The organism is Microcella flavibacter (assembly GCF_012530535.1).
Classification (GTDB): domain Bacteria; phylum Actinomycetota; class Actinomycetes; order Actinomycetales; family Microbacteriaceae; genus Microcella; species Microcella flavibacter.
Map to the genome: position 1 here is coordinate 458,488 of NZ_CP051299.1, position 25,296 is coordinate 483,783.

At 73.5% G+C, this 25,296-nt stretch carries 21 protein-coding genes and 1 tRNA gene; 15 read left to right on the forward strand and 7 right to left on the reverse strand.

Annotated elements, in window-relative coordinates:
- Positions 1 to 68: 68 nt before the first annotated feature.
- Positions 69 to 1,667: a 5-oxoprolinase subunit B/C family protein gene (locus tag HGB54_RS02160; protein ID WP_168914998.1), complete on the reverse strand. Its 1,599-nt coding sequence runs from the start codon at positions 1,665 to 1,667 to the stop codon at positions 69 to 71.
- Positions 1,667 to 2,419, reverse strand: a complete 753-nt coding sequence (locus HGB54_RS02165) for a LamB/YcsF family protein (protein WP_168914999.1) — start codon at positions 2,417 to 2,419, stop codon at positions 1,667 to 1,669. The genes HGB54_RS02160 and HGB54_RS02165 overlap by 1 nt, the downstream gene beginning before the upstream one ends.
- Before the next feature lie 61 nt (positions 2,420 to 2,480).
- Between HGB54_RS02165 and HGB54_RS02170 the strand changes: the two genes are divergently transcribed.
- The 3 genes from HGB54_RS02170 (at position 2,481) to HGB54_RS02180 (ending at position 5,038) form a co-directional block, all read left to right on the forward strand.
- Positions 2,481 to 3,632 carry an Rv2578c family radical SAM protein gene (locus tag HGB54_RS02170; RefSeq protein WP_168915000.1) on the forward strand — a complete coding sequence of 384 codons (1,152 nt, stop codon included), beginning with the start codon at positions 2,481 to 2,483 and terminating at the stop codon, positions 3,630 to 3,632.
- A 75-nt stretch (positions 3,633 to 3,707) separates the two neighbouring features.
- A complete protein-coding gene (locus HGB54_RS02175) occupies positions 3,708 to 4,370 on the forward strand; it encodes a response regulator transcription factor (RefSeq protein WP_168915001.1) in 663 nt (220 codons plus the stop codon).
- On the forward strand, positions 4,370 to 5,038 hold the full coding sequence (locus HGB54_RS02180; protein ID WP_168915002.1) for a thymidine kinase: 669 nt from the start codon (positions 4,370 to 4,372) through the stop codon (positions 5,036 to 5,038). The genes HGB54_RS02175 and HGB54_RS02180 overlap by 1 nt, the downstream gene beginning before the upstream one ends.
- 27 nt (positions 5,039 to 5,065) lie before the next feature.
- On the opposite strand, the gene HGB54_RS02185 is transcribed toward HGB54_RS02180, so the two are convergent.
- Positions 5,066 to 6,082 carry a LacI family DNA-binding transcriptional regulator gene (locus HGB54_RS02185; protein WP_168915003.1) on the reverse strand — a complete coding sequence of 339 codons (1,017 nt, stop codon included), beginning with the start codon at positions 6,080 to 6,082 and terminating at the stop codon, positions 5,066 to 5,068.
- 169 nt (positions 6,083 to 6,251) lie between these two features.
- Between HGB54_RS02185 and HGB54_RS02190 the strand changes: the two genes are divergently transcribed.
- The 5 genes from HGB54_RS02190 to HGB54_RS02210 all read left to right on the forward strand — a co-directional run bounded on the left by HGB54_RS02190 (position 6,252) and on the right by HGB54_RS02210 (position 15,139).
- On the forward strand, positions 6,252 to 8,327 hold the full coding sequence (locus HGB54_RS02190) for a beta-galactosidase (RefSeq protein WP_168915004.1): 2,076 nt from the start codon (positions 6,252 to 6,254) through the stop codon (positions 8,325 to 8,327).
- Positions 8,328 to 8,461: 134 nt separating this feature from the next.
- A complete protein-coding gene (locus HGB54_RS02195; protein ID WP_168915005.1) occupies positions 8,462 to 9,685 on the forward strand; it encodes a sugar ABC transporter substrate-binding protein in 1,224 nt (407 codons plus the stop codon).
- A 78-nt stretch (positions 9,686 to 9,763) separates the two neighbouring features.
- The gene (locus HGB54_RS02200; protein ID WP_168915006.1) at positions 9,764 to 11,371 is read left to right on the forward strand and encodes an ABC transporter permease subunit; all 1,608 of its coding nucleotides are present in this window, start codon (positions 9,764 to 9,766) and stop codon (positions 11,369 to 11,371) included.
- Positions 11,368 to 12,303: a sugar ABC transporter permease gene (locus HGB54_RS02205; protein ID WP_168915007.1), complete on the forward strand. Its 936-nt coding sequence runs from the start codon at positions 11,368 to 11,370 to the stop codon at positions 12,301 to 12,303. The genes HGB54_RS02200 and HGB54_RS02205 overlap by 4 nt, the downstream gene beginning before the upstream one ends.
- A gap of 184 nt (positions 12,304 to 12,487) precedes the next feature.
- Positions 12,488 to 15,139, forward strand: a complete 2,652-nt coding sequence (locus HGB54_RS02210) for a glycosyl hydrolase 53 family protein (RefSeq protein ID WP_228545894.1) — start codon at positions 12,488 to 12,490, stop codon at positions 15,137 to 15,139.
- Positions 15,140 to 15,207: 68 nt separating this feature from the next.
- Here HGB54_RS02210 and HGB54_RS02215 read toward each other — a convergent pair.
- From HGB54_RS02215 to HGB54_RS02225, 3 genes are all read right to left on the reverse strand, one after another.
- Positions 15,208 to 15,281 (reverse strand) — tRNA-Pro (locus tag HGB54_RS02215).
- Positions 15,282 to 15,305: 24 nt separating this feature from the next.
- A complete protein-coding gene (locus HGB54_RS02220) occupies positions 15,306 to 16,256 on the reverse strand; it encodes a metallophosphoesterase (protein ID WP_168915008.1) in 951 nt (316 codons plus the stop codon).
- The gene (locus tag HGB54_RS02225) at positions 16,249 to 18,846 is read right to left on the reverse strand and encodes a transglycosylase domain-containing protein (protein WP_168915009.1); all 2,598 of its coding nucleotides are present in this window, start codon (positions 18,844 to 18,846) and stop codon (positions 16,249 to 16,251) included. The genes HGB54_RS02220 and HGB54_RS02225 overlap by 8 nt, the downstream gene beginning before the upstream one ends.
- A gap of 84 nt (positions 18,847 to 18,930) precedes the next feature.
- On the opposite strand from HGB54_RS02225, the gene HGB54_RS02230 reads away from it, so the two are divergent.
- On the forward strand, positions 18,931 to 19,053 hold the full coding sequence (locus tag HGB54_RS02230) for a DUF4177 domain-containing protein (protein ID WP_228545895.1): 123 nt from the start codon (positions 18,931 to 18,933) through the stop codon (positions 19,051 to 19,053).
- Position 19,054: 1 nt separating this feature from the next.
- Positions 19,055 to 19,516 carry a RidA family protein gene (locus HGB54_RS02235; RefSeq protein ID WP_168915011.1) on the forward strand — a complete coding sequence of 154 codons (462 nt, stop codon included), beginning with the start codon at positions 19,055 to 19,057 and terminating at the stop codon, positions 19,514 to 19,516.
- A gap of 71 nt (positions 19,517 to 19,587) precedes the next feature.
- Here the strand turns inward: HGB54_RS02235 and acs are convergent, their stop codons facing one another.
- Positions 19,588 to 21,552, reverse strand: a complete 1,965-nt coding sequence (gene acs / locus HGB54_RS02240; protein WP_168915012.1) for an acetate--CoA ligase — start codon at positions 21,550 to 21,552, stop codon at positions 19,588 to 19,590.
- Between the two features lie 534 nt (positions 21,553 to 22,086).
- Between acs and HGB54_RS02245 the strand changes: the two genes are divergently transcribed.
- From HGB54_RS02245 to HGB54_RS02265, 5 genes are all read left to right on the forward strand, one after another.
- On the forward strand, positions 22,087 to 23,193 hold the full coding sequence (locus tag HGB54_RS02245; RefSeq protein ID WP_168915013.1) for a CpaF family protein: 1,107 nt from the start codon (positions 22,087 to 22,089) through the stop codon (positions 23,191 to 23,193).
- Positions 23,190 to 24,101, forward strand: coding sequence for a type II secretion system F family protein (locus HGB54_RS02250; RefSeq protein ID WP_168915014.1), 912 nt, complete (start codon positions 23,190 to 23,192; stop codon positions 24,099 to 24,101). The genes HGB54_RS02245 and HGB54_RS02250 overlap by 4 nt, the downstream gene beginning before the upstream one ends.
- Before the next feature lie 242 nt (positions 24,102 to 24,343).
- Positions 24,344 to 24,526, forward strand: a complete 183-nt coding sequence (locus HGB54_RS12570) for a DUF4244 domain-containing protein (protein WP_228546049.1) — start codon at positions 24,344 to 24,346, stop codon at positions 24,524 to 24,526.
- Positions 24,523 to 24,855, forward strand: coding sequence for a TadE family type IV pilus minor pilin (locus tag HGB54_RS02260; protein ID WP_168915016.1), 333 nt, complete (start codon positions 24,523 to 24,525; stop codon positions 24,853 to 24,855). Before HGB54_RS12570 ends, HGB54_RS02260 begins: the two co-directional genes overlap by 4 nt.
- A complete protein-coding gene (locus HGB54_RS02265) occupies positions 24,855 to 25,172 on the forward strand; it encodes an Rv3654c family TadE-like protein (RefSeq protein WP_168915017.1) in 318 nt (105 codons plus the stop codon). Before HGB54_RS02260 ends, HGB54_RS02265 begins: the two co-directional genes overlap by 1 nt.
- The last annotated feature ends 124 nt before the right edge of the window (positions 25,173 to 25,296 follow it).

The following is a 25,296-nucleotide window of genomic DNA, read 5'->3' on the forward strand; positions in this document are numbered from 1 at the left end:
TGCATTCGTGCACGATGCGGGGGCTGCGCGTGCCGGGACGATGGCTTGAGAGGCAAGAGCCGCGCGGCTCAGCGGCGGCCGGTCGCGAGCCGCAGGCGCACCGGCTGGCCGGGCCGCAGCTGGGCGAGCAGGTCGAGCGCGGCATCCGTCACCACCGCGATGACGGGGTAGCCGCCGGTGACGGGCGCGTCGGGGCCGAGCACGGTGGGGGCGCCGTCGGGCGAGACCTGGATGCTCCCGGGCAGCATCCCCTCGCTGGGCAGCTCGCGCCCGACGGCCGAGGGCTCGCGCGCGAGCACCGGGCCGTCGAGCCGCACGCCCGTGCGGTCGCTGCGCGCCGAGACCGTCCACTCGGCGTCGAGCAGCGCCTGCCACGCGGCCCGCTCGAACCAGTCGCGGCGCGGACCGGGCCGCACCGCGAGCTCGACCGCGCCGTCCGTCGGCGGGTCGAGCGGCACGAGGTCGACGGCGGGCACGGGCGTCGGCGGCTCCGGGCCGAGGGGCAGCGCGTCCCCGGCGGCGAGGGGCGCCGGCCCGAGCCCGGCGAGGGTGTCGCGCGACCGCGAGCCCAGGGTGGCCGGCACGTCGACGCCGCCGCGCACGGCGAGGACGGCGCGCAGGCCGTGCTCGAGCATCCCGAGGCGCAGCTCGGCGCCGTCGCGCTCGGCGCGCACGGCGGTGCGCGGGGCGACGGGCCGGCCATCGAGGGTGACGGGGCCGGTGCCGCCGGTGACAGCGACCCAGGCGCCCGCCGGCAGGGCGAGCACGAGGCCGCCGAGCAGCACCTCGAGGGTCGCCGCGTGCTCGGGATTGCCGACGAGGCGGTTGGCGAGCCGGTGGGCGGCGCGGTCCATGGCCCCCGCCGCTCCGACGCCGAGGTGCGCGAGGCCGGGGCGCCCGAGGTCCTGCACGAGCGTGCGCGGGCCGGGGTCGAGCACGCGCAGGGCGCGGTCGGGCGCGATCGGCGCGGGCGGAGCATCCCGCGCCGCCTCTGCCGCGGGGCCCCCGATCGACTCGACCGGCACGAACCGCACCCGGTCGCCCGGCGCGATGAGCGCGGGCTGCTCGCGCGCCGCATCCCACAGCACCGCGTCGGTGCGCCCGATGAGCTGCCAGCCGCCGGGCGACTCGCGCGGGTAGACGCCGCAGTACTCGGCGGCGAGGGCGACCGCGCCGGCCGGCACCCGCGGCCGCGAGGTCGCGCGGCGGGGGAGTGCGGGCAGCGGGTCGGCGGCCTCTGCGTCGCTGAGCAGCGCGGCCGGGACGAGGTACGGGAACCCGGGCGCGAAGCCCGAGAACGCGCAGACCCACTCGACGGCCGCGTGCCGCTCGGCGACCTCGGCGACCGTGCACCCCCAGGCCTCGGCGACGGCCGCGAGATCCTCGCCGTCGTACTCCACGGCGATCGGGATGCTCCGCCCGCCCCGCGCACCGCGCGACCCCGCGCCGCCCTCGCCGGCGCTCGCGGTCGCACGCAACCAGTGCTCCGCGTGCCCGAGGCCGAGCACCGCCGGATCGATCCGCACGAGCACGGTGCGCGCGGCCGGCACGAGCTCGAGCACCCCCACGGGTGCATTCATGCCCCAGGCGGCATGTGCGGCGAGTGCCCCGGCGAGCGAGTCGAACTCGGCGAGCAGCGCGCGGTCGCCGGCGGGCAGCAGGCGCATCAGACGAGCGACTCGATCGCGATGCCGGCGTCGAGCAGCGCCGTGCGCACGGCCCGCGCGATCGCGACCGCGCCGGGGGTGTCGCCGTGCACGCAGAGCGAGCGCACGGGCAGCGCGATGAGCGACCCGTCGATCGTCTCGACGACGCCCTCGAGGGCGAGCCGAACGGCGCGCGCGGCGATGAGATCGGGGTCGTGCAGCACCGCTCCGGGTTCGGACCTCGGCACGAGCGAGCCGTCGGCGCGGTAGGCGCGATCGGCGAAGCCCTCGGCGAGGAACGGGATGCCCGCGGCCGCGGCCGCGCGCTCGGCGGCGCTGCCGGGCATCCCCATCAGCGGTACGCCCTCCGCGGCGGCGGCATCCGCGACGACCGCGGCCCGCGCGGGATTGTGCACGATGCGGTTGTAGAGCGCGCCGTGGGGCTTCAGGTAGCGCACCCGGCCCCCGGCGGCCTCGGCCGCGGCGGTCAGGGTGGCGAGCTGCGCGCGCAGCTGCGCGGCGAGCACGGCCGGAGCGACCTCGAGATCGCGGCGGCCGAAACCCGCGCGATCGTCGTAGGAGGGGTGGGCGCCGATCGCGACGCCGTGGGCGACGGCCGACGCGCAGGCCGCGGCCATGGTCGCGGGGTCGCCGCCGTGCGCGCCGCAGGCGAGGTTCGCGCTCGTGACGAGCGGCATCATCGCCGCGTCATCGCCGACGATCGCATCGCCGTACGACTCGCCGAGGTCGCTGTTGAGATCGATCATCGGCATACCGCGAGCCTAAGCCGCACCCCGGCTTGACAGACATTCGAACGTGTGTTCGAATGCTGCCATGCGGTGGAGCGGGCAGACGGTGGGGGCGCAGCAGGCGGATGCCCTGCCCGAGCTCGTCGACACCGCCGCGCTCGCCCGGCGCTCGGCCCTCGAGCGCAGCGGGCTCGTGCGCACGGTGCGGCCGCCGGAGTTCGCCGGCATCACCTTTCACGAGGTGCTCGCGAAATCGGCGCTCAACCGGGTGCCCGGCGGAGGCGGCTCGCTGCCCTTCGGCCACACCGTCAATCCGTACCGGGGCTGCACGCACGCCTGCGTGTACTGCTTCGCCCGGCCGACCCACGCCTACCTCGACCTCGACACGGGCGAGGGCTTCGACCGCGAGATCGTCGTCAAGGTGAACGTCGCCGAGGTGCTCGCGCGCGAGCTGCGCCGGCCGAGCTGGAGCCGCGACCCGGTCGCGCTCGGCACGAACACCGACCCGTACCAGCGGGCCGAGGGCCGCTACGGTCTCATGCCCGGCATCATCACGGCGCTCACCGAGAGCGGCACCCCGTTGAGCATCCTGACCAAGGGCACGCTGCTGCGCCGCGACCTGCCGCTGCTCGCCCGGGCCCGCGAGCACGTGCCCGTCGAGCTCAGCATGTCGATCGCGATCTACGACGACGCCCTGCAGCAGTCGCTCGAGCCGGGCACCCCCTCGACCGAGGCCCGGCTCGCCACGATCACCGCCGCCGCCGCAGCGGGCTTCGCACCGAGCGTGCTCATGATGCCGGTGCTGCCCGACCTCACCGACACCCGCGCGCATCTCGACACGGCCTTCGAGCGCATCCGCGCCGCGGGCGCCCGCTCGGTCATGGCCTCGGCGCTGCACCTCAAGCCGGGGGTGCGCGAGTGGTACCTCGCCTGGCTCGAGCGCGAGCATCCCGCCCTCGTGCCCCGCTACCGCGAGCTCTACGCGGGCGGCCCGCACCCGCCGGCCGGCTACCGCTCGTGGCTCGCCGAGCGGGTACGGGATGCCCGACGTCGCCACGGCCTCGGCAGCAGGCCGCTCGACCCCGCCACCGGCACGGTCGCGGCCGGGGCCCCGCTGCGCACGCGCGCCCTCGCCGCCGACCCCTCGGGGCCGCACCGCGGAGTGCGGCGCGGGATGCCCGCCGACGCGTCGGCCGCCGCATCCCCGCCGGCGACGAGCCCCGGCATGCTCTTCTGAGCCGTCGGCCGCGCGCCCGACCGCCCCCGGCCCGCCGCCGCCCGAGGCCCGCCCGTTCGGAATAGAGTCGTGGCCATGGAGACGAGGGTGCCCGCGACGGGGTCGGTGAGACTCGCCATCCTCGACGATCACGAGCTGCTGCTCGACAGCCTCAGCACGTGGATCTCGCAGAACGCGCCCGACTTCGACCTCGTGCTCACCGCGCCGACCTGGTTCGAGCTCGTGCAGAGCGACCAGTTCCCGACCGATCTCGTGCTGCTCGACTTCCAGCTGCAGGAGCCCGTGTCGATCGAGGCGCGCGTGCGCACCTGCCGCGCCGCGGGCGCGAAGGTCATCGTGCTGACGAGCCTCGACACCGAGGAGGCCCGCGAGCGCGCGCTCGACGCGGGTGCGGCGGCGTTCCTCTCCAAGGCGCTGCCGCTCGCCGACGTCATGGACGCCGCGCGGCAGGTCATGGGCATGCAGTCGAGCGGCGAGCCGGTGCGCGAGTGGCGCCCGCTGCCGAGCGGCGCCCGCAGGCCGCCCCGACCCAAGCTCTCGGTGAGCGAGCGCGAGGCGCTGAGCCTCTACGTCGCGGGCATGTCGACGGCGCAGGTCGCGAGCGAGATGCACGTGCAGTACGAGACGGCGAAGACCTACCTGCGCCGCGTGCGCGAGAAGTACGCGAAGACGGGGCGCCCCGCGAGCACGAAGACCGATCTGATCAGACGAGCAGCCGAGGACGGGTACCTGCAGTAATGGCGAAACTGTACTTCCGCTACGGAGCGATGAACAGCGGCAAGAGCACGGCTCTGCTGCAGGCCGCCTACAACTACGAGGAGCGCGGGCAGAAGGTGCTGCTCGCGAAGCCGCTCATCGACACCAAGGGCGAGCAGCTCATCGTCTCGCGCCTCGGCGTCTCGCGCCCTGTCGACTTCACGATCGGCGCGAGCGACGACGTCTACGCGGTCTTCCAGCGCGAGCGCGAGGCCGAGATCCGGGCCGACGGCGTCGACGTGGCGTGCCTGCTCGTCGACGAGGCCCAGTTCTTCAGCCCGCAGCAGGTCGACGATCTGCTGCGCATCGCCATCCGCGAGGGCATCCCGGTGCTGGCGTACGGCATCCGCACCGACTTCCAGACGGCGGCCTTCCCCGGCAGTCGCCGCCTGCTCGAGATCGCGCACTCCCTCGAGGAGCTCAAGACGATCTGCCGCTGCGGCCGCAAGGCCGTCTTCAACGCGCGCACGATCGACGGCAAGTTCGTCTTCGACGGCGACCAGGTGGCCATCGACGGCGTCGACGTGGCCTACGAGTCGCTGTGCGGGCTCTGCTACCTCGACGAGTCGGGCGACTCGCTCGCCTCCGGCTGGAAGGCCCCGGTCGCCCTCGGCGTCGAGCCGATGGGGCCCGACGCCGACTTCGCGTAGCGAGATCCCCGATGCGGGATGCCCCGCTCAGGCGCTCTCGCGCACGACCAGCTCGGTGCCGAGCGTCAGGGGCGTCGTCGGCCGGCCGGCGATCGCCTCGAGCAGCATCCCGACCATCTCCTCGCTGATGCGCTGCCAGGGCTGGCGCATCGTGGTGAGCGGGGGCTCGTGCGTCGCGGCGAGGCCGGAGTCGTCGAAGCCCGCCACCGCGATGTCGTCGGGCACGCGCATCCCGGCCGCGCGCAGCGTCTGGATCGCCCCGGAGGCCATGAGGTCGGAGGCGGCGAAGACGGCGTCGATGCGCTCGCCGGTCGCGAGCAGGCGGGCCATCGCGGCCGCGCCGCTCTCCATGCCGTAGTCGCCCTCGACAACGAGCTCGGGCCGGAACCGGCCGCCCATCTCCTCGCGGAACCCGTCGAGCCGGTAGCGCCCGCCCGGGGTGTCCTGCGGGCCCGCGATCATCGCGATGCGCTCGTGGCCGCGATCGAGCAGGTGGCGCGTCATCGTGCGGGCCGAGCCGATCTCGTCGACCGAGACGAAGGGGGTGTCGTGCTGATGGCCGAGGGGGATGCCGCAGCACACGGTCGGGATGCCCGCGCCGAGCAGCGAGCCGAGCAGCGGGTCTGCCTCGTGCGAGGAGATGAGCATGACGCCGTCGACGTGGCCCGCGCGCACGTAGTGCTCGATGGTCGCGCGCTCCTCGGGGGTGCCGGCGACGAGCAGTACGAGCGTCATGCGCCGCTGGGCGAGGGCGGCGGCCGCGCCGCGCAGCAGGAGCGCGAAGGTGGGGTCGTCGAACAGCAGGTGCTGCGGCTCGGTGAGCAGGAAGGCGAGCGAGTTGGCCCGCCCGGTGGCGAGGCTGCGGGCGGCGTGGTTCGCGGTGTAGCCGCTCGCGCGGATCGCCTCCTCGACCGCCTCGCGCGCCTCGGGCGAGACCCAGTGGCCGCCGTTGAGCACCCGCGAGACGGTGCCGCGCGAGACGCCGGCCGCGACGGCGATGTCGCGGATCGTGGGCCTGCGCGCGGGGGCGCTCGTCTCGGTCACGAGGGGGACTCTACCCGTCGCGGCCGCCGCGGCGATGGTCGCCCCGGTCGACGGGAGCGCACCGACTGAGACCGGTCACAGTCCGGTAACGAAACCGGCGGCGCGGTGGCGGGCCGAGCATCCCGTGCCGCAGGCTGTGACCGGTCCCAGTTCGATCCGATGGAGTGTCATGAACCGCAGTACCCCCTGGCCCGCGCTGCCCGGCATCGCCTTCGGCGGCGATTACAACCCCGAGCAGTGGCCCCGCGACGTCTGGCGCGAGGACGTCGCGCTCATGCGCGAGGCCGGGGTGAACCTCGTGAGCATCGGCATCTTCTCGTGGGCGCTCATCGAGACGAGCGAGGGCGTCTTCGACTTCTCGTGGCTCGACGAGATCATCGACCTGCTGCACGAGAACGGGGTGGCCGTCGACCTGGGCACGCCCACCGCCTCGCCGCCCGCCTGGTTCTTCGCCGCGCATCCCGAGGCCCGCGTCGTGAACCGCGACGGCGTCGTCATGGGCTTCGGCTCCCGCGGCATGGCCTCGCCCTCCTCGCCCGCCTACCGCGAGGCGATCGCCCGCATCGCCGACGCCCTCGCCGCCCGCTACGCCGACCACCCGGCCGTCGTGCTGTGGCACGTGCACAACGAGTACGGCGTGCCCGTCGGCGAGGACCACTCGCCGCAGAGCGCCGCCGCCTTCCGCGTCTGGCTGCAGGAGCGCTACGGCGACCTCGACGCGCTCAACGCCGCCTGGGGCACCGCCTTCTGGGGTCAGCACTACACCGACTGGCGGCACGTCGGCACGCCGGCCGCCGCCCCCTCGACCGTCAACCCCGCGCAGAAGCTCGACTTCGCCCGCTTCACCGACCACCAGCTGCGCGAGTGCTTCATCATCGAGCGCGAGGCCATCCGGGCGCACGCCCCGCAGCCGATCACGACGAACATGATGGCCAACCAGAGCTGGACCACCGACCTCTGGGCCTGGGGCGACGAGATGGACCTCGTCTCGGACGACCACTACCTCTGGGCCGCCGACCCCGAAGCGCACATCGGGCTCGCGATCGCCGCCGACCTCACCCGCTCGGTCGGCCGCGGCGCCCCCTGGATGCTCATGGAGCACTCGACCTCGGCCGTCAACTGGCAGCCGCGCAACATCGCGAAGACGCCCGGCGAGATGGCGCGCAACGCGTTCAGCCACCTCGGGCGCGGAGCGGACGGCATCCTGTTCTTCCAGTGGCGCGCCGGGCGCTCGGGCGCCGAGAAGTTCCACTCGGCGATGCTGCCGCACGCCGGCACCCGCTCGCGGGTCTGGCGCGAGGTCGTCGACCTCGGCGAGAAGCTCGGCCGCCTCGGCGAGCTGCGCGGCTCGACCGTGCGCGCCGACGTCGCCATGCTGTGGGACTTCGAGTCGTTCTGGGCGCAGGATCTCGACTGGCGCCCCTCGTGCGACGTCGACCACCGCGACCTCGTGCGCCGCTACTACGAGCGGCTCTGGCGCGACGGCCTCACGGTCGACTTCGTGCTACCGGGCGACGACCTCTCGGCCTACCCGCTCGTCGTCGCGCCGGCGCAGTACCTGCTGACCGCGGCCGACGCGGCGAACCTCGACGAGTACGTCGCACGGGGCGGCACGCTGCTCGTGTCGTTCTTCTCGGCCGTCGTCGACGAGCACGACGCCGTGCATCCCGGCGGGTTCCTCGCGCCGCTGCACGAGGCCCTCGGCGTGCGCGTCGAGGAGCACCTGCCGCTGCGCGAGGGCGAGACCGCCGCGCTGCGCTGGCAGCACGACGGCCCGGCGATCGAGCTGCCGGCCGACGTCTGGCAGGAGGACCTCGACCCGATCGGCGCCGAGGTGATCGCCCGGTACGCCGAGGGCCCCGCCGCCGGGGGCGCGGCCATCACCCGCAACGCGCACGGCGCGGGAACGGGCTGGTACGTCAGCACCCGCCTCGACGCCGCCGCGCTGCGCCCCGTGCTCGACGCCGTCTACGCCGACGCCGGACTGCGCGCGACCGGGATGCCCGAGGGCGTCGAGCTCGTGACGCGCGAGAGCGCGGAGGCCGACTACCTCATCGCCGTCAACCACACGGCCGAGCCCGTCGAGATCCCGGTGGCGGGGGAGGAACTGCTCACGGGCACCGCCTGCACCGGTACCCTCGCGCTCGCCGCCGGGGGCGTGGCGGTCGTGCGGGCGGTGCCGGCGCGCGCCGTCCGCGCGCGCGAGACATCCCGGCCCGACGGCGCCGCGCTGTCCGTCCCCTGATCCCCGCTCCGCCCCACCATCCGCACCACCTCCCGCACCGTCCACCGCACCACTGACCGCACCACCTCACACCACCCGGTCGTAACGACGCGACGCAGCCGCTTCGCGCACCGACCGCCTTCGAAAGGAACATCATGCGCAAGCACGTGGCAATGGGTGCCGCCGTCGCGGCGTCCGCCCTCCTCCTCGCCGGCTGCAGCAGCCCGGCGGCCGAGACCCCCGAGGAGTCGACCGGCAGCGCCGGCGAGATCGTCATCTGGACCGACGCCGAGCGCGAGGCCGCCATCACCGCCGCCGCCGAGGAGTTCGAGGCCGAGACCGGGGCGACGGTCACCCTCGTGCAGAAGAACTTCGAGGATCTGCGCAACGACTTCATCGCGCAGGTGCCGACCGGCGAGGGCCCCGACATCACCGTCGGTGCGCACGACTGGCTCGGTGCGCTCGTCACCGCCGGCGTCGTCGACACGATCGACCTCGGCGAGCGCGCGGCCGACTTCGAGCAGGTCGCCATCGACGCCATGACCTACGAGGGCCAGCTCTACGCGCTTCCCTACTCGCTCGAGACCATCGCCCTGCTGCAGAACACCGCGCTCGTGGGCGACGAGGCCCCCGCCACCTGGGACGACATGATCGCCAGCGGGCTCGCCGCCGGCACCGAGCGCCCCTTCGTCATCAACACCAACGGCGAGAGCGGCGACGGCTACACGATGTACGGCCTGCAGACCTCGTTCGGTGCCCCCGTCTTCGTGCAGGACGACTCGGGCTCGTACACGACCGAGGTCGGCATGGGCGGCGCGCAGGGCGAGGCCTTCGCGCAGTGGCTCGCCGAGAACGGCACCGCCGGCACCGGCTACCTGTCGACGACCGTCGACTACGACATCAACAACGAGCTGTTCAACAGCGGCCAGGCGCCGTACACGATCCAGGGCCCCTGGGCGATCAGCGCCTTCCCCGACGTCGACGTCGCCGTGAACCCCATCCCCTCGGCCGGCGGCGAGACCGCCGCCCCGTTCGTGGGCGTGCAGGGCTTCTTCCTCAGCTCGCAGAGCGACAACGCGCTGCTCGCGACGGACTTCCTCGTCAACCACCTCGCCACCGACGACGCGCAGCGCGCCCTGTACGAGGCCGACCCGCGCATCCCGGCCCTGACGGTGCTCGCCGACGAGGTCGCCAGCGACCCGATCATCGCGGGCTTCCTCGCCTCGGCCCAGGGCGGCGTGCCCATGCCGAGCATCCCCGAGATGGGCTCGGTCTGGGACTTCTGGAACGCCGCCGAGGCGCAGATCATCAACGGGGCCGACCCGGTGACGACCTGGAACCAGATGATCACCGACCTCGAGGCCGCGCTCGCCGGGTGACCTCCCCCCGGTGCGGGGCGGCCTCGCCGCCGCCCCGCACCGGGCTCCCGCACCACCACCCCCACGACAGGAGATGACATGACGGTGCAGCTCGACGCGCCGCGCACGACGGCGCCGATCGCCCGGCGCCCGCTGGAGCCGCGACGACGCGGATTCGGCTGGGGCTTCATCGTGAAGCTCGCGCTGCTGGCCCTCGTCAACGCGGTCGGCATCACGGTGATCCTCGCCGCGTGGCGCACCGAGGCGTGGGTCATCCTCATCGCCTCGATCGTGCTGCTCGTCATCGTCGACGCGGTCTACCTCGCGAAGCGCGCCCTGCCGCTGAAGTACTTGCTGCCGGGCCTCAGCTTCCTCCTCATCTTCCAGATCTTCACGCTCGGCTACACCGGCTACGTCGCCTTCACGAACTACGGCTCGGGCCACGCGGGCTCGATGGAGCAGGCCGTCGAGGCCGCGCTCATCCAGGGCGAGCAGCGCGTCGAGGGCGCGGCGACCTACCCGCTGGCGATCGTGCAGCGCGGCGACGAGCTCGGCTTCGCCATCGTCGACGACGGCGGGGTGCGCGTCGGCAGCGAGCTCGAGCCCCTGAGCGAGGCGGGCGGGGCATCCCTCGACGACGACCGCCCCGTCGACGTGCCCGGCTGGGAGGTGCTGCCCCGTGCGGCGGTGCTCTCCGACCCGGAGCTGCAGGAGCGCGTCGTGAACCTGCGCGTCGCGGTGTCGGACGACCCCGAGGACGGCTCGATCCGCACCCGCGACGGCACCTCCGGCTCGATCTACAGCTCGACCCTCTCCTGGGACGAGCAGGCGATGACCATCAGCGACAGCGAGACCGGCCTCGTCTACGCCGCCGACGACCGCGGCAACTTCGTCGCGCAGGACGGCTCGCGGCTCGCCGCCGGCTGGTACGTGCCCGTCGGCTTCGACAACTTCGTGCGGGCCTTCACCGACACCGCTCTCGCCGCCCCGCTCTTCGAGGTCACGCTCTGGACCTTCGCCTTCGCGATCCTCACCGTGCTGTCGAGCTTCGGCCTCGGGCTGCTCTTCGCGATCATCTACAACGACCCGCGGGTGCGGGCGCGCAAGCTGCTGCGCACGCTCTTCATCCTCCCGTACGCGTTCCCGGCCTTCATGTCGGCCCTCCTCTGGCGCGGGATGCTCAACAGCGAGTTCGGCGTCATCAACGACCTCTTCTTCTTCGGCGCCGACATCAACTGGCTCGGCGACCCGTTCCTGGCGAAGTTCGCGGTGCTCTGGGTGAACCTGTGGCTGAGCTTCCCGTACTGGTTCCTGGTCTGCACGGGGGCCCTGCAGGCCCTCCCCGGAGAGACGCTCGAGGCCGCCACCATCGACGGCGCGGGCCCGTGGCGGCGCTTCCGGTCGATCATCCTGCCGCTGCTGCTCGTGTCGACCGCGCCGCTGGCGATCGCCTCCTTCGCCTTCAACTTCAACAACTTCACGATCATCTACATGCTCACCGGGGGAGGGCCGGCCTTCCCGAGCTCATCCTCCGGACTCGGCTCGACCGACATCCTCATCTCGGCGATCTACCAGATCTCCGGCGTCGCGGGCGGCACGGCCGACTACGGCCTCGCGAGCGCCCTCTCGATCATCGTCTTCATCGTGATCGGCGTCATCTCCGCCCTGGCCTTCCGCCAGACCCGAAAGCTCGAGGAGTACCAGTGACGACGACGGCCCCCGCCCCCCGCGACGCGCGGCCCCCGCGCGGCCCCCGCCCTGCTGCCGCGCCCGCCGACTCCCGCGCCCCCGCCCGGCGGCGCCGGTTCTGGGCCGAGGTCGGCTGGAAGTACCCCGTCGCGGCGCTCATCATCTTCTACGCGGTGTTCCCGCTCGTGTACGTGCTGTCGGCGGCGTTCAACCCGCGGGGGAGCCTCGCCGGATCCAGCGCCCTGTTCAGCGCCGTGTCGGTCGACAACTTCGCGGCCCTCGGCGAGACCCGGTACTGGAACTGGATGATCAACACGCTGTACATCGGCGGGGCATCCGCCATCGGGGCCGTGCTCATGGGGGCCGCGGCCGCCTACGCCTTCTCGCGGTTCCGATTCACGGGGCGCCGCGCGAGCCTCACCGGGCTCCTCATCATCCAGATGTTCCCGCAGACGGTGGCCTTCGTCGCCGTGTTCCTGCTGCTGCTCGCGCTCGGGCAGGTGGTGCCGATCCTCGGCATCAACTCGACCGTGGCCCTGATCTGCGTCTACCTCGGCGGCGCGCTCGGGGCCAACACCTTCCTCATGTACGGGTTCTTCAACTCGATCCCCACCGAGATCGACGAATCGGCGAAGATCGACGGCGCCAGCCACGCCCAGATCTTCTGGCGCATCATCATGCCCCTCGTCACGCCCGTGCTCGCCGTCGTCGCCCTGCTGGCGTTCATCGCCTCCTTCGGCGACTTCATCCTCGCCCGCATCGTGCTCACGAGCGAGGAGAACTGGACTCTCGCCGTCGGCATGTACCAGTGGGTCTCCAACCAGCTCACGTCGCGCTGGGGGCTCTTCGCCGCCGGCGCCGTGCTCGCCTCCATCCCCGTGTTCGTCCTGTTCCTCTCTCTCCAGCGCTACATCGTGGGCGGGCTGACGCAGGGCGCCGTGAAGGGCTGAGCGCGCCGGGCCGCGCGGGCGGCCCGCATCCCTCCATCCCTCCGACCGCCGCGCTCGCGGCCCGCACCACCACCATCCGCACCCCTCACACCACCCGCACCCCTCGACCCGACCGCCCCCGCGGCTCGGGCCACGGTCGACCGCGCCCGCGGACGGCCGGTCAACGACGACAAGGAGTTCCATCGTGCTGCTCAGAACCCGGTTCGCGGCCGCGGCATCCGCCGCCGCCCTGCTCGCTGCGGGGGTCGGCATCGCGCCGGCCGCCGCCGCGGACGGCCCCGTCGAGGCGGGCATCACCGTGCCCCGCGTCGAGGGCCTGCCCGCCGACTTCATCAACGGCGTCGACGTCTCGAGCGTGCTCAGCCTCGAGGAGTCGGGCGTCGTATTCCGCGACGCCGCGGGCGAGCCCGCCGACCTCTTCGACGTGCTCGCCGCCGAGGGCGTCACCGACGTGCGCGTGCGCGTCTGGAACGACCCCTTCGACGCCGAGGGCCGCGGCTACGGCGGCGGCAACACCGACGTCGACCGCGCGATCGAGATCGGCGAGCGGGCGACGGATGCGGGGCTCGGCGTGCTCGTCAACTTCCACTACAGCGACTTCTGGGCCGACCCCGCGAAGCAGCAGTCGCCGAAGGCCTGGGCCGCGCTCGACACCGCCGCGAAGGCGGAGGCCGTGGAGCAGTTCACCACCGAGGCGCTCGAGGGCTTCGTCGCCGCGGGGGTCGACGTCACCATGGTGCAGGTCGGCAACGAGACCAACGGCCGCGTCGCCGGCGTCTCGGGCTGGGACGGCATGGCGCAGATCTTCTCGGCCGGCTCGCGCGCGGTTCGCGCGGTGCTGCCCGAGGCGCAGGTCGCCGTGCACTTCACCAACCCCGAGCGCAGCGGCGCCTACGCCGGCTACGCTGCCGAGCTCGACGCGCGCGACGTCGACTACGACGTCTTCGCCTCGTCGTACTACCCGTTCTGGCACGGCACGCTGGCGAACCTGACCTCGGTGCTGAGCCAGGTCGCCACGACCTACGGCAAGGACGTCATCGTGGCCGAGACCTCGTGGGCGAACACCCTCGCCGATGGCGACGGGCACGGCAACGTCATCGACCAGCCGAGCGAGGCCACGCAGTACCCGGTGAGCGTGCAGGGCCAGGCCACGGCGCTGCGCGACGTCATGCAGGCGGTCGTCGACGTGGGGGATGCGGGGCTCGGGGTCTTCTACTGGGAGCCGGCCTGGCTGCCGGTGGGCCCGGCCGACGAGTACGCGGCAAACAGCCTGCTCTGGGAGCGCGACGGATCGGGATGGGCATCCAGCTACGCGGCCGAGTACGACCCGAACGATGCAGGGGAGTACTTCGGCGGCTCGGCCTGGGACAACCAGGCGCTCTTCGCCGCCGACGGCACGCCGCTGGAGTCGCTGCGCACCTTCGCCTACGCGCGCACCGGTGCGGTCGCGCCGCTCGAGGTGACCGACGTCGAGACGGTGACCCTCGCCCTCGACGAGACCCAGCCCGTCGCCCTGCCCGAGACCGTGACGGTCTCGTACAACGACGGCAGCAGCGAGGAGCAGGCCGTCACCTGGTCGTCGGCCGTCGATCGCATCGCCGGCCCGGGGGAGTACCGAATCCCCGGGACGACGAGCGCGGGTCTCGCCACGAGCGCCGCCATCACGATCACCGCGCGCAACTACGCGCTGAACCCGGGCTTCGAGCTCGGCGACACCGGCGCGTGGCAAAAGACCGGCACGGGCGGCACCGTCGGCTCGAGCTCTGATCCCCGCACGGGATCGCGCTCGGCGCACTTCTACTCCGGGTCGCCCTTCTCGGTCGGCTTCACGCAGACCGTCACCGGGCTTCCGGCCGGCGACTACGTCGCCTCGGGCTACGTGCAGGGCGACCTCGACGGCCCGGGCAGCGCGCTCGGGCTGACGCTGAGCTCGGGCGGGGAGAGCGCGACCGCGCCCTTCACCCTCGACGGCTACGCGAACTGGTCGCAGCCGACGACGGGCGCGGTCGCTGTCGCCGACGGGGGCTCGGCGACGCTGACCTTCTCGATCGACGATCTGCTCGCGGGCGCCTACGGCTCGATCGACGACGTGCAGCTCAGCCTCGCCCCGCCCGCGGCCGCCGACACCGCGCCGCTCGAGGCGGCCGTGGAGCGCGCCGAGGCGGTCGACCGCGCGGCGTGGACAGCCGAGACGCTCGCCGCGCTCGACGCGGCGCTCGCCGAGGCGCGCGTCGTGCTCGGCGCGGTCTCGCCGACCGAGGCCGACGTCACGGAGGTCGCGGCGCTCGTCGATGCCGCCATCGCCGGGCTCGAGGAGCTACCCGTCACCGACCCGACCGACCCCACCGACCCGGGAACGGACCCGACCGATCCCGGAACGGGGCCCGGCGAGCCGACGGAGCTGACTGACCCGACGGACCCGGGCGCCGATCCGACGCTCGACGAGCAGCCGACGGCCACCGTCTCCTCGACCGCGCTCGTGGCGGGCGGGACGGTGACCGTGCGGGCCGCCGGCTTCGAGCCCGGTGAGGCCGTGCAGATCTGGCTGCGCTCCGAGCCCGTGCTGCTGCGCAGCACGACCGCCTCGAGCGACGGCTCGGTCGTGGCGACCGTGACCATCCCGCGGGACACCCCGGCGGGCGCCCACCGCATCGAGGTGCGCGGCGCCGTCACCGGCTCGGTGCTCGTCGACGTCACCGTCTCGCCGCGCCTCGCCGCGACCGGGGCGACCGGGAGCGTGGAGGTCGCCCTCCTCGGCGGAGCGCTGCTGCTGCTCGGCGGTGCGCTGGTCGTAAGCCGGCGACGCGCGCTGAAGACGGCGGGCGCGCTCGACTGATGGACCGGGCGCCAGCCCGATGACGAAGGGCCCGGAACCGCGATGCGGTTCCGGGCCCTTCCGTGCTGTCGGGGTAACAGGATTTGAACCTGCGGCCTCGTCGTCCCGAACGACGCGCGCTACCAAGCTGCGCCATACCCCGGTGCGCCGCTTTCGCGGCAACCCGTCAAGAATAGCCGATGTCGTCGGGCACCAGTGTCACGAGCACCGCTTCGGGCGGGCAGGCGAAGCGGATGGGGGCGTAGATCGAGTGCCCGAGCCCCGCGGAGACGTTCAGGTACGAGGCATGGTGGGCGTGCTGCCAGAGGCTCAGACCGCGAGCCTGGCGACGGGGGATGTCGCAGTTGGTCACGATCGCTCCGAAGCCCGGCAGGGCGACCTGGCCGCCGTGCGTGTGGCCGGCGAAGATCACGTCGGCGGCCTGGTTCGTCAGGGCGTCGAGCACCCGGCGGTACGGGGCGTGGGTGACGCCGATGACGACGGCGGGGTCGTCGGTGTCGTCCTCGTCGAGCTCGCGCAGGGCATCCATCAGCCCTGGGAGTGCGTCGAGGCGGTCCCAGCCCCGGTGGGCGTCGTTCGTGCCCATGAACTCGATGATCGAGCCCTTGATCGTCAGCTGCGCGACGTCGTTGTTGAGCGAGTGCCAGCCGAAGCGCTCGGTGAAGAGCCGCTCCATGGCGTCGACGTCGAGCGGGGCGGCGGTGTCGCCGTGGCCGCCCTTCGACGGTCCGGTGAGATAGCGCAGCGGGTTCTTGAACTGCGGCTCGACGTAGTCGTTCGAGCCGTTGACGAACACGCCCGGCACTCCGTCGAGCGGGGCGAGGGCCTCCGCGAGCGCCGGCAGGGCATCCCGGTGCCCCATGTTGTCGCCCGTGTTGACGACGAGGTCGGGCTCGAGCGCGGCGAGCCCGCGCACCCAGTCGATGCGATGCTGCTGCCAGGGAGCCAGGTGCAGGTCGCTGAGGTGCAGCACCCGGATCGGGTCCGCCCCGGGCGCGAGCGCGGGCACCGTCTCGCGGCGCAGGCCGTAGGCGCGGGGCTCGACGAGCGTCGCGTAGGCGGCCGCGGTCACGGCGAGGCCGAGGCCCGCCGCGACCGCGATGCCGGCTCTACTCATCGTCGCCGCCGCCACCGTTTCCCGGAGGAGGCGTCGCGCCGCCGCCGTTGCCGCCGCCGCTGGCGCAGCTGACCTGCGACACGGCGATGGTGATGGTGGTTCCGCGGTTGGTCACGGTGCCGGGCGCGGGGTTCTGCGCGACGACGCGGCCGGCGGTGGCGGGGTCGGCGCCGGCCGGAAGTCCCTCGCAGACGACGGCGACGTTCGAGAAACCGGCGGCGGTCAGGGCCGAGCGGGCCTGGTTCTGGTCGAATCCGGGCGACACCACGTCGGGAACGCCGGCGTTCTGACCGTTGCTCGGGCGCAGCACCACGGTCTGACCGCGGGAGAGGGTCGAGCCCGGCCCCGGGTCGGTCTGGGCGACGACGCCCTCGGCGCGGTCGGAGTCGACGGGATCGCCGACCTGCACGCCGAAGCCGAGCGCCTCGAGCGCTGCACGGGCGGAGTCGATGTTCTGCCCGATGACGTTGGGCAGGGTCACGCCCGCGCCGCGCTGCAGCCGGTCGGAGGCGTCGGGCAGCGCCTGGCCGCCGTACTGCGCGTTGACGCCGCCCTGCAGGGTGCGCCAGATCTCGTGGCGGATGTTGCCGCCCAGCCCGTAGCGGCGCACGTCGATCCGCTCGATGATGTTGCCGACCCAGACGGCGGTCGAGGCGGAGGTGCTGCCGCCGACCATCCAGGTGTGCTCGGTGAGGTCGGTCGTGCCGGTCTTGCCGAACATCGGCACCCCGTCGCGCGGGTTCGAGCGGGTGCCGGTGCCGTTCGTCAGCACGCCCTCGAGGGCGAAGGTGGTCGCCGCGGCGATCTCCTGCGGGATGCCCTGTCGGCAGTCCTGCGCCTGACCGGGCAGCTCCTCACCGTCGCGGTCGACGATGCGCTCGACGGCGTAGGGCTCGCAGAAGAGGCCGCCCGCGCCGAGGGCGGCGGATGCCGCGGCCATCGTCATCGGGGCCTGCTCGTTCGAGCCGAGCACCGCGCCCGGGGTGACGCCGAGCTCGGCGCCGTCGGCGCGGTGGACACCGAGCGCCTCCGCGGAGTCGCGGATCGCGCACTGATCCATCTGTTGCGCCATGGCGACATACGCCGTGTTAATCGATTGAACGGTCGCATTGAGGACGGTCGTCCGTGCGGGCGTCGGTCCGGCATTCGCGGGGTTGTACGCGGCGCCGCTGAAGTTTGCGCAGGAGGCCGGGAAGGATGCCTGCGGGAACGGGCGGCGGCTCGAGTTCACGACCTCGTTCAGCCCGCGACCCTCCTGCAGCCACTGCACGAGCGCGAAGATCTTGTAGGTCGATCCGGTCGGGAACCCGGTCGAGCCGCCGTACTGCTGATCGGTCGAGAAGTTCACCGTCGTCTGGTTGATGTCGGCCGGGTCGAGGCCGTAGCGCTTGTTCTGGGCCATGACCAGGATGCGGCCCGTGCCGCTCTGCACGGTGACGGCGGAGGAGCCGAGGGCGAGCTGCGTGACGTCGCTCGGCGCGACCTCCCAGATCTTGTCCTGCGCGGGCTGCTGCAGCGTCATGTTCAGGGTCGTGTAGACCTCGTACCCGCCGGTGCGCCAGTTCGCCTGACGCTCCTCGGGTGTCGCGCCGAGCGACTCGAGCTCGGGCACGAGGCGCACGACGTAGTCGCAGAAGAATTTGGCGTAGTCGTTGCCGGCGATGCAGCCGGCACGCGGGGCGGAAGGGCGCACGAAGTTCTCGTCCACGGGGATCGCCACGGCCTCGTCGTGCTCGGCCTGGGTGATGAAGCCCTCGCTGAGCATGAAGCCGAGGATGACGTTGCGACGCTCCTGGTTCGCGGCGTAGTTGTCGGGCGTGCCGAGCGACCGGGCGCCGGGCTGCTGCACGATCGCGACGAGGCTCGCGGCCTGCGCGGGCGTCGCGTCGATCGCGTTGATGCTGAAGTACTGCTGCGCGGCTGCCTGGATGCCGTAGGTGTTGCCGCCGAAGCCCGCGATGTTGAGGTAGCCCACGAGGATCTCGTCCTTCGTGTACTCCTTCTCGAGGCTGATGGCGAGCTTCGCCTCGTTGAGCTTGCGCTCGAGGGTGCTGAGCTGGCACTCGTCGATGCCCGCGCGCTCGGCCTCGATGTCGCCGTTCGAGGAGACGATGGCCTCCTGGATGCAGACGTTCTTGATGTACTGCTGCGTCAGCGTCGAGGCGCCCTGCAGGCTGTCGCTCGTCGCGTTGTTGACCGCGGCGCGGATGATGCCCTGCGCATCCACCCCGTTGTGCTCGTAGAAGCGACGGTCCTCGCCGGCGATCGTGGCGCCGATGATGTACGGCGAGATCTCCTCCATCGACACCTCCTCGCGGTTCTGGTCGTAGACCTCGGCGATGGGGGTGTAGCCGGCGGCAGGATCGTTCGTGTTCTGGGCGAAGATCGTGTTGCGCTGCGAGAGCTCGTTGATGCGCACGTAGCTCGGCAGCGACTCGAAGATGCCGATCGTGTTGCTGGCGGCCATGCTCGTGACGGCGATGGCGGGGGTGACCATGACGGTCACGAGGAGCCCGGCGAGGGCGCTGAGCACCAGCAGACCGGTGAAGGCTCCTGCGGCGCTGGAGGCCGTCTTCTTCTGGGCAGACATAAGATCAAGGGTACGCGAGTTCGATGACGATCACTCTGAACGGAGCCTTTCGTGACCCAATGGGAGTACTTGACGACCCCCCTGATGATCCACACGACCGCCGCCATCCTGAACAACTGGGGCGAGCAGGGCTGGGAGCTCGTGCAGGTGGTCACCGGCCCCGAGGGCGGGCTGGTCGCCTACCTCAAGCGGCCCAAGGCGGTCTGAGGTGAGCACGATCGACGCGCGCCTCGCCGAGCTCGGCATCAGCATCCCGCCGCTGGCGAAGCCCGTCGCGGTCTACGTTCCCGCCGTGATCAGCGGCCACCACGTGTTCACCTCGGGCCAGCTGCCCTTCGTCGACGGCGCGCTGCCGGCGACCGGCAAGGTCGGCGCGGAGGTCGCGGCCGAGGACGCCGCCCGGTACGCCGGGCAGTGCGCCCTCAACGCGCTCGCCGCGGTGCAGAGCGTCATCGGCTCGCTCGACCGCATCACGCGCATCGTCAAGGTCACCGGCTTCGTCGCCTCGGCGCCCGACTTCACCGGCCAGCCCGCCGTGCTCAACGGCGCGAGCGAGCTGCTCGGCAGCATCTTCGGCGACGTCGGCGTGCACGCCCGCAGCGCCGTCGGCGTCGCGGTGCTGCCGCTCGACGCCCCGGTCGAGGTGGAGCTCGTCGTCGAGTTCGCCTGACGACCGACCGCACGACGAAGGGGGCCGCCCCGCAGGACGGCCTCCTTCGTCGTCTCCGATCTCGGGATGCTCTACCGCGAGGTCTCCCGGATCACGGTGACGACCGTGGTGTCGGTGAGGGTCGTCGTGTCGCCGATCTCGCGGCCCTCGGCGATGTCGCGCAGCAGGCGCCGCATGATCTTGCCCGAGCGCGTCTTCGGCAGCTCGGTGACGACGAAGATCTCGCGCGGCCGCGCGATCGCGCCGATCTGCTCGGCCACGTGCGCGCGCAGCAGCTGGCTCGCCTCGGCCGCCGTCACGCTCTTCGCCTTCTTCGAGCGCAGGATCACGTAGGCGACGACCGCCTGGCCCGTCGTCTCGTCGGAGGCGCCGACGACGGCGGCCTCGGCGACGATCGGGTGCGACACGAGCGCCGACTCGATCTCCATCGTCGACAGGCGGTGGCCCGAGACGTTCATGACGTCGTCGACGCGGCCGAGCAGCCAGACGTCGCCGTCGACGTCGAGGTGCGCGCCGTCGCCGGCGAAGTACAGCGGCCCGTCCGGCGCGTCGGCGAACTTCGACCAGTAGGTCTCGGCGAACCGGTCGGGATCGCCCCAGATGCCGCGCAGCATGCTCGGCCAGGGCTCGGTGACGACGAGCAGGCCGCCCGAGTCGAGCCCGACGTGCGAGCCGTCCTCGTCGAGCACGTCCACCGAGATGCCGGGGATGGGCACCTGGGCCGAGCCGGGCTTCGTCGTCGTGACGCCCGGCAGGGCGCTGATCATGATCGCGCCCGTCTCGGTCTGCCACCAGGTGTCGACGATGGGGGTCGTGCCGCCGCCGATGATCTCGCGGTACCAGACCCAGGCCTCGGGGTTGATCGGCTCGCCGACCGAGCCGAGCAGGCGCAGGCTCGACAGGTCGTGCGCGAGGGGGATCTCGCGCCCGGCCTTCATGAACGAGCGGATGGCCGTCGGCGCGGTGTAGAAGATCGAGACCTTGTACTTCTCGATGATCTCCCACCAGCGGCCGGGGTGCGGGGTCTCGGGCGTGCCCTCGTACAGCACCTGGGTGGCGCCGTTGGCGAGCGGCCCGTAGACGACGTAGCTGTGGCCGGTGATCCAGCCGACGTCGGCGGTGCACCAGTACACATCGGTCTCGGGCTTGAGGTCGAAGACGGCGCGGTGGGTGTAGGCCGCCTGCGTGAGGTAGCCGCCGCTGGTGTGCAGGATGCCCTTCGGCTTCCCGGTCGTGCCCGAGGTGTAGAGGATGAACAGCGGGTTCTCGGCCTCGAAGCCCTGCGCCTCGTGCTCCTCCGCCGCGCCCTCCATCTGCTCGTGCCACCACAGGTCGCGGGCGTCGTCCCACTCGACGTCGTTCTCGCCGCGGCGGACGACGAGCACGTGCTCGACGTTCGACTCGGCGGCCGCGAGCGCGGTGTCGACCGCGTGCTTGAGCGGGAAGACCTTGCCCTTGCGCCAGCCGCCGTCGGCGGTGATGACGAGCTTGGCATCGGCATCCTCGACCCGGGCGCGGATGCTCTCGGCGCTGAACCCGCCGAAGATCACCGAGTGGATCGCGCCGAGGCGGGCGACGGCGAGCATCGCGATGACCGCCTCGGGGATGAGGGGCAGGTAGATCGCCACGCGGTCGCCCTGCCCGATGCCGAGTCCGGCCAGCACGTTCGCCGCCTTCTTCACCTCGCGGGTGAGCTCGGCGTAGGTGATGGTGCGGGTGTCGCCGGGCTCGCCCTCCCAGTGGATGGCGACGCGGTCGCCGTTGCCCGCCTCGACGTGCCGGTCGAGGCAGTTGTAGGCGACGTTGAGCTCGCCGTCGCCGAACCAGCGCGCCACCGGCGGGTTCGACCAGTCGAGGGTCTCGGTGAAGGGGGTCGTCCAGTCGAGCTCGCGCGCCTGCTCGGCCCAGAAACCGAGGCGGTCGGCCCGCGCCCGGTCGTAGAGCTCGGGCTGCGCCACCGCCGCCGCGCTGAACGCGGGGTCGGGGGCGAAGCGGCGGATCTCGTGCAGGAGGCTGTCAATGGAAGTCGTGGACATCGTCATCCTTGGTCGATGTGCGGACTGAGCCTGGTAAGCCGCAACGGTGGGGGTTTACGGCTCGATCCTACGAGTCGCGGCGCTCGCGCCGGGTGCACGTCGGCGCGGTGCGATGAGCGCGCACGACGAGGCGACGAGCGGTCCGCAGGGCGCCACGAGGGGGTCTGCGACCCCGGGTGTTCGGCCCCCGAACGAGCGTCGGCACTTCGGGGGACAAATCGGGGGGCGTTTCGGCTTGACGTCGACCGCGTGAAGGGTGAGACTGATCACCGTCAGCAGCAATACTGACCACGCGGCGCGAACGATTCCCCCCGATCACGCGCCGCGGTGGCGGCGCCCCTGTCCCCCCCAAGTGCGGGCGCCGCCCCCCCTCTTCACCTGCATCACCCGCGACCGGCGCGGACTGCGACCCCGCAGCCCCTGCGCTCCCGCAGCCGTCGACGGCCCCTCCTCCCCAGGAGGGGCCGTTCGTCGTCGTCCCCGGATGCCCGCTCGCGCCCGGTCCGCGCTCCCGACCTCGTCGACCATCGTCGGGTGCATCCCGAGCCCTTCCTCCCCGTCGACCCGCGGCACCGCCCCCCTGCCGACCCCGGGTCGCGCGCGGCGGGGCCGCCCGGCCCCGCCGGCTCCGCTCGATCCGGCGACCGCCGGCTGGAGCCGGCGGTCGCCGAGGCCCTCGGCCCGCTCGCCCCGGTCGTCGCCGACGCGGCGGCGACCGACGTCTTCGTGACGGGCGACGGCCGCGTGTGGGCCGACGCCGGCGGCGGGGCGCGGCCCGTGCCGGGCATCCGCCTCGGGGCGGAGGACGCGAGGGCGCTCGCCGTGCGCCTGATCGAGGCGGGAGGGCGGCACGTCGACGAGGCGACGCCGTGCGCCGACGTGCGGCTGGGGGAGGGGATGCGCGTGCACGTCGCCCTGCCGCCGGTCGCCTGGGCGGGCACCGCGATCTCGCTCCGCCTTCCGCGCGTGCGCCGGGTCGCGCTCGACGACGCCGGGCTGCCTCGCGTGGTCGTGGAGCGACTGCGCCGCGCGCTCCGCGAGCGCAGCACGGTGCTCGTGACGGGGGCGACGGGCAGCGGCAAGACCACTCTGCTCGGCGCGCTGCTCTCCCTCGCCGACGAGCGCGACCGGATCGTCGTCATCGAGGACGTCGCCGAGGCGCCCATCGAGCATCCGCACGTCGTCGGCCTCGAGTGCCGGCAGGCCAACCTCGAGGGGGCGGGCGAGGTCGATCTGGCCCGCCTCGTGCGCGAGGCCCTGCGGATGCGCCCGGATCGCCTCGTTGTGGGCGAGTGCCGCGGCGCGGAGGTGCGCGAGTTCCTCGCCGCACTCAACACCGGGCACCGCGGGGGCGCCGGCACGCTGCACGCGAACTCCCTCGCCGATGTGCCGAGCCGGCTGGAGGCCGTCGGCATGATCGCCGGCCTCGATCCGCTCGCCCTCGCCCGGCAGGCGATGAGCGGCATCGACCTCGTCGTGCATCTGCAGCGCGATGCCGCCGGCGGGCGCACCGCGGCGCTCGGCCGCTTCGTGCTGGATGCCCGTGAGCGCCTCGCCGTCGAGACGGTGCCGCTCGACGTGCCGCTCGACGTGCCGCTCGATCCGCCGTCGCCCGCGCCCGGCGACCCCGGTGCCGCATGAGAGGCCGCGCCCCGGACCGGCCGGGGGATCTCGCGCGGCACGTCCACCGCGTCGCCGTGCTGCTCGCCGCAGGCACCGCGCCGGTCTCGGCCTGGCGATGCGTCGCCGAGGCGAGCACGCCGCCGGACCCGCGGCTCGACGGCATCGTCGCCGCGCTGGACGACGGCGCCCCCGTGGCCGAGGCGCTCGAGCGGGGGCCGGCATCGACCGACCGGGCGGCGCTCGCCGCCGCCTGGAGGGTGGCGGCGGCGAGCGGCGCCCCGCTCGCTCCGGCCCTGCGCGCCTTCGCCGGCGCCCTGCGCGACGGGGCCGCCGCCGCCCGCGACATCGAGGTCGCGCTCGCCGCCCCGCGGGCGACTGCCCGCATCGTGCAGCTGCTGCCGCTCGTCGCGGTGGGCCTGAGCCTGCTGACCGGGGCCGACCTCGCGGCGGCGCTCGGGCATCCCCTCGGCGTCGCCTCGGCGGTGCTCGGCCTGCTGCTCATCGTGCTCGGCCGAGCCTGGATGCGCCGGCTCGTGCGGGGCGCGCACCCGCCGCCGCCGACGACCGGGCTCGCCCTCGATCTGCTCGCCGTCGCCGCGGGCGGCGGCGGATCGCCGGAGGCCGCCCGCCTGCTCGTGCAGCGCGAGCTCGAGCGCGCCGACGTGCAGCTCGGGCACGAGGCGACGGAGCTCGAGGCGCTCGTCGTGCTCTCGCGGCGCTCGGGGGCGCCGCTCGGCGAGCTGGCCCGGGCCGAGGCCGCCGAGCAGCGCCTCCTCGCGCGCGACACGGCCCGCCGCACGGCCGAACGGCTCGGGGTGCGCCTCATGCTCCCGCTCGGGGCGTGCATCCTCCCCTCCTTCTTGCTGCTCGGCGTCGTGCCCATGCTCGTGGCACTCCTCTCCTCCACAGCGCTGCCGCTGCCGTGATCGCCCCGGTTCCGGCTCCCGCCGCGCGCCACCCGTCCGGGCGGGCGCACACTTCCCGAACGTTCGTGCCGCACCGCCGCCCCACCGGGCTCGACAGAACAGGAACCGCCATGACCCCCGCCCTCCCCCCGGCCCCGCCGCTCGCCTCCCGCGCCTCGCTCCTCTCTCTTGCGCGCCGCACTCCGCCGCGCCCGTCCTCGGCGTCGCACCGTGCGGCCGCCGGGCGATCGAGCGCGGGCCTCGTGCCGCCGCGGCTGGACCGCGCGCTCCTCACCGACGAGACGGGCGCCGCCACGGCCGAGTACGCCATCGCCACGATGGCCGCCGTCGGCTTCGCGAGCCTGCTCGTCGTCATCATGCGCAGCGACGAGGTGCGGGGCATCCTCACCGACATGGTGCGCGCGGCCCTCACCGTCGGCGTATGAGGGCCGGGCGCGATCGGGGCTCGGTGACGGCCGAGATCGCCGTCGCCGTGCCGGCGATCGTGCTCGTGCTGGCCGTCTGCCTCGGCGGGGTGTCGGCCGCGCTCGTGCGCGCCCAGGCGCAGGATGCCGCTGCCGTCGCCGCCCGCATGCTCGCGCGCGGCGAGCCCGAGTCGACGGCGCGCGCGCACGTCGGCCGGGTGCTGCCCGGCGCGACCCTGGCGCTGGAGCCCGCCGACGACCTGCGCTGCGCCCGCGTCACCGCCCACCCGCGCGTGCTCGGCGTCGCGCTCGCCGTCTCGGCCCGCGCCTGCGCGCTCGGGGGCGGCTGATGGCCGGGGCGCCGCTCGTCGTCGGCGCGCTCGCGGCCGTCGCCGTCGTCGGCGCCGCAGCGGTCGCGGGCGCCGGCGCGACCGCCCGGGCGCAGCAGCTTGGCCACGCGGCGGACGCGGCGGCGCTCGCCGCGGGCGACGTGCTGATCGGATGGTCGGCGGGCGAGCCCTGCGCGGCGGCCGAGCGGCTCGCGGCGGTGCACGGCGCCGCGCTGCGGGACTGCCGCATCGAGTCGAGCACGGTGATCGTGGTGGTCTCGGGGCCCGTGCTGGGCATCCCGATCGAGCGCGCCGCGCGCGCCGGGCCGCCGTCGTGAGCGGCCTCCTCTGGCCCCGGCGGGTCGGCGGCCTCCGCGGAATCCTGTGTATGGTGTGCCTGAATCGCGGTGCCGTCGTACCGCGCGGCCCGGGGTGCGGATCGAATCCCCCCGGGCCCCATCG

Excerpts from the sequence above, each read along its gene's own strand:
- HGB54_RS02180 (WP_168915002.1), top strand. The coding sequence starts at position 4,370 with ATGGCGAAACTGTACTTCCGCTACGGAGCGATGAACAGCGGCAAGAGC.
- acs (WP_168915012.1), bottom strand. The coding sequence starts at position 21,552 with ATGTCCACGACTTCCATTGACAGCCTCCTGCACGAGATCCGCCGCTTC.
- HGB54_RS02260 (WP_168915016.1), top strand. The coding sequence starts at position 24,523 with ATGAGGGCCGGGCGCGATCGGGGCTCGGTGACGGCCGAGATCGCCGTC.
- HGB54_RS02170 (WP_168915000.1), top strand. The coding sequence starts at position 2,481 with ATGCGGTGGAGCGGGCAGACGGTGGGGGCGCAGCAGGCGGATGCCCTG.
- HGB54_RS02195 (WP_168915005.1), top strand. The coding sequence starts at position 8,462 with ATGCGCAAGCACGTGGCAATGGGTGCCGCCGTCGCGGCGTCCGCCCTC.
- HGB54_RS02230 (WP_228545895.1), top strand. The coding sequence starts at position 18,931 with ATGATCCACACGACCGCCGCCATCCTGAACAACTGGGGCGAGCAGGGC.
- HGB54_RS02175 (WP_168915001.1), top strand. The coding sequence starts at position 3,708 with ATGGAGACGAGGGTGCCCGCGACGGGGTCGGTGAGACTCGCCATCCTC.
- HGB54_RS02165 (WP_168914999.1), bottom strand. The coding sequence starts at position 2,419 with ATGCCGATGATCGATCTCAACAGCGACCTCGGCGAGTCGTACGGCGAT.
- HGB54_RS02265 (WP_168915017.1), top strand. The coding sequence starts at position 24,855 with ATGGCCGGGGCGCCGCTCGTCGTCGGCGCGCTCGCGGCCGTCGCCGTC.
- HGB54_RS02220 (WP_168915008.1), bottom strand. The coding sequence starts at position 16,256 with ATGAGTAGAGCCGGCATCGCGGTCGCGGCGGGCCTCGGCCTCGCCGTG.
- HGB54_RS02160 (WP_168914998.1), bottom strand. The coding sequence starts at position 1,667 with ATGCGCCTGCTGCCCGCCGGCGACCGCGCGCTGCTCGCCGAGTTCGAC.
- HGB54_RS02190 (WP_168915004.1), top strand. The coding sequence starts at position 6,252 with ATGAACCGCAGTACCCCCTGGCCCGCGCTGCCCGGCATCGCCTTCGGC.
- HGB54_RS02250 (WP_168915014.1), top strand. The coding sequence starts at position 23,190 with ATGAGAGGCCGCGCCCCGGACCGGCCGGGGGATCTCGCGCGGCACGTC.
- HGB54_RS02225 (WP_168915009.1), bottom strand. The coding sequence starts at position 18,846 with ATGTCTGCCCAGAAGAAGACGGCCTCCAGCGCCGCAGGAGCCTTCACC.
- HGB54_RS02200 (WP_168915006.1), top strand. The coding sequence starts at position 9,764 with ATGACGGTGCAGCTCGACGCGCCGCGCACGACGGCGCCGATCGCCCGG.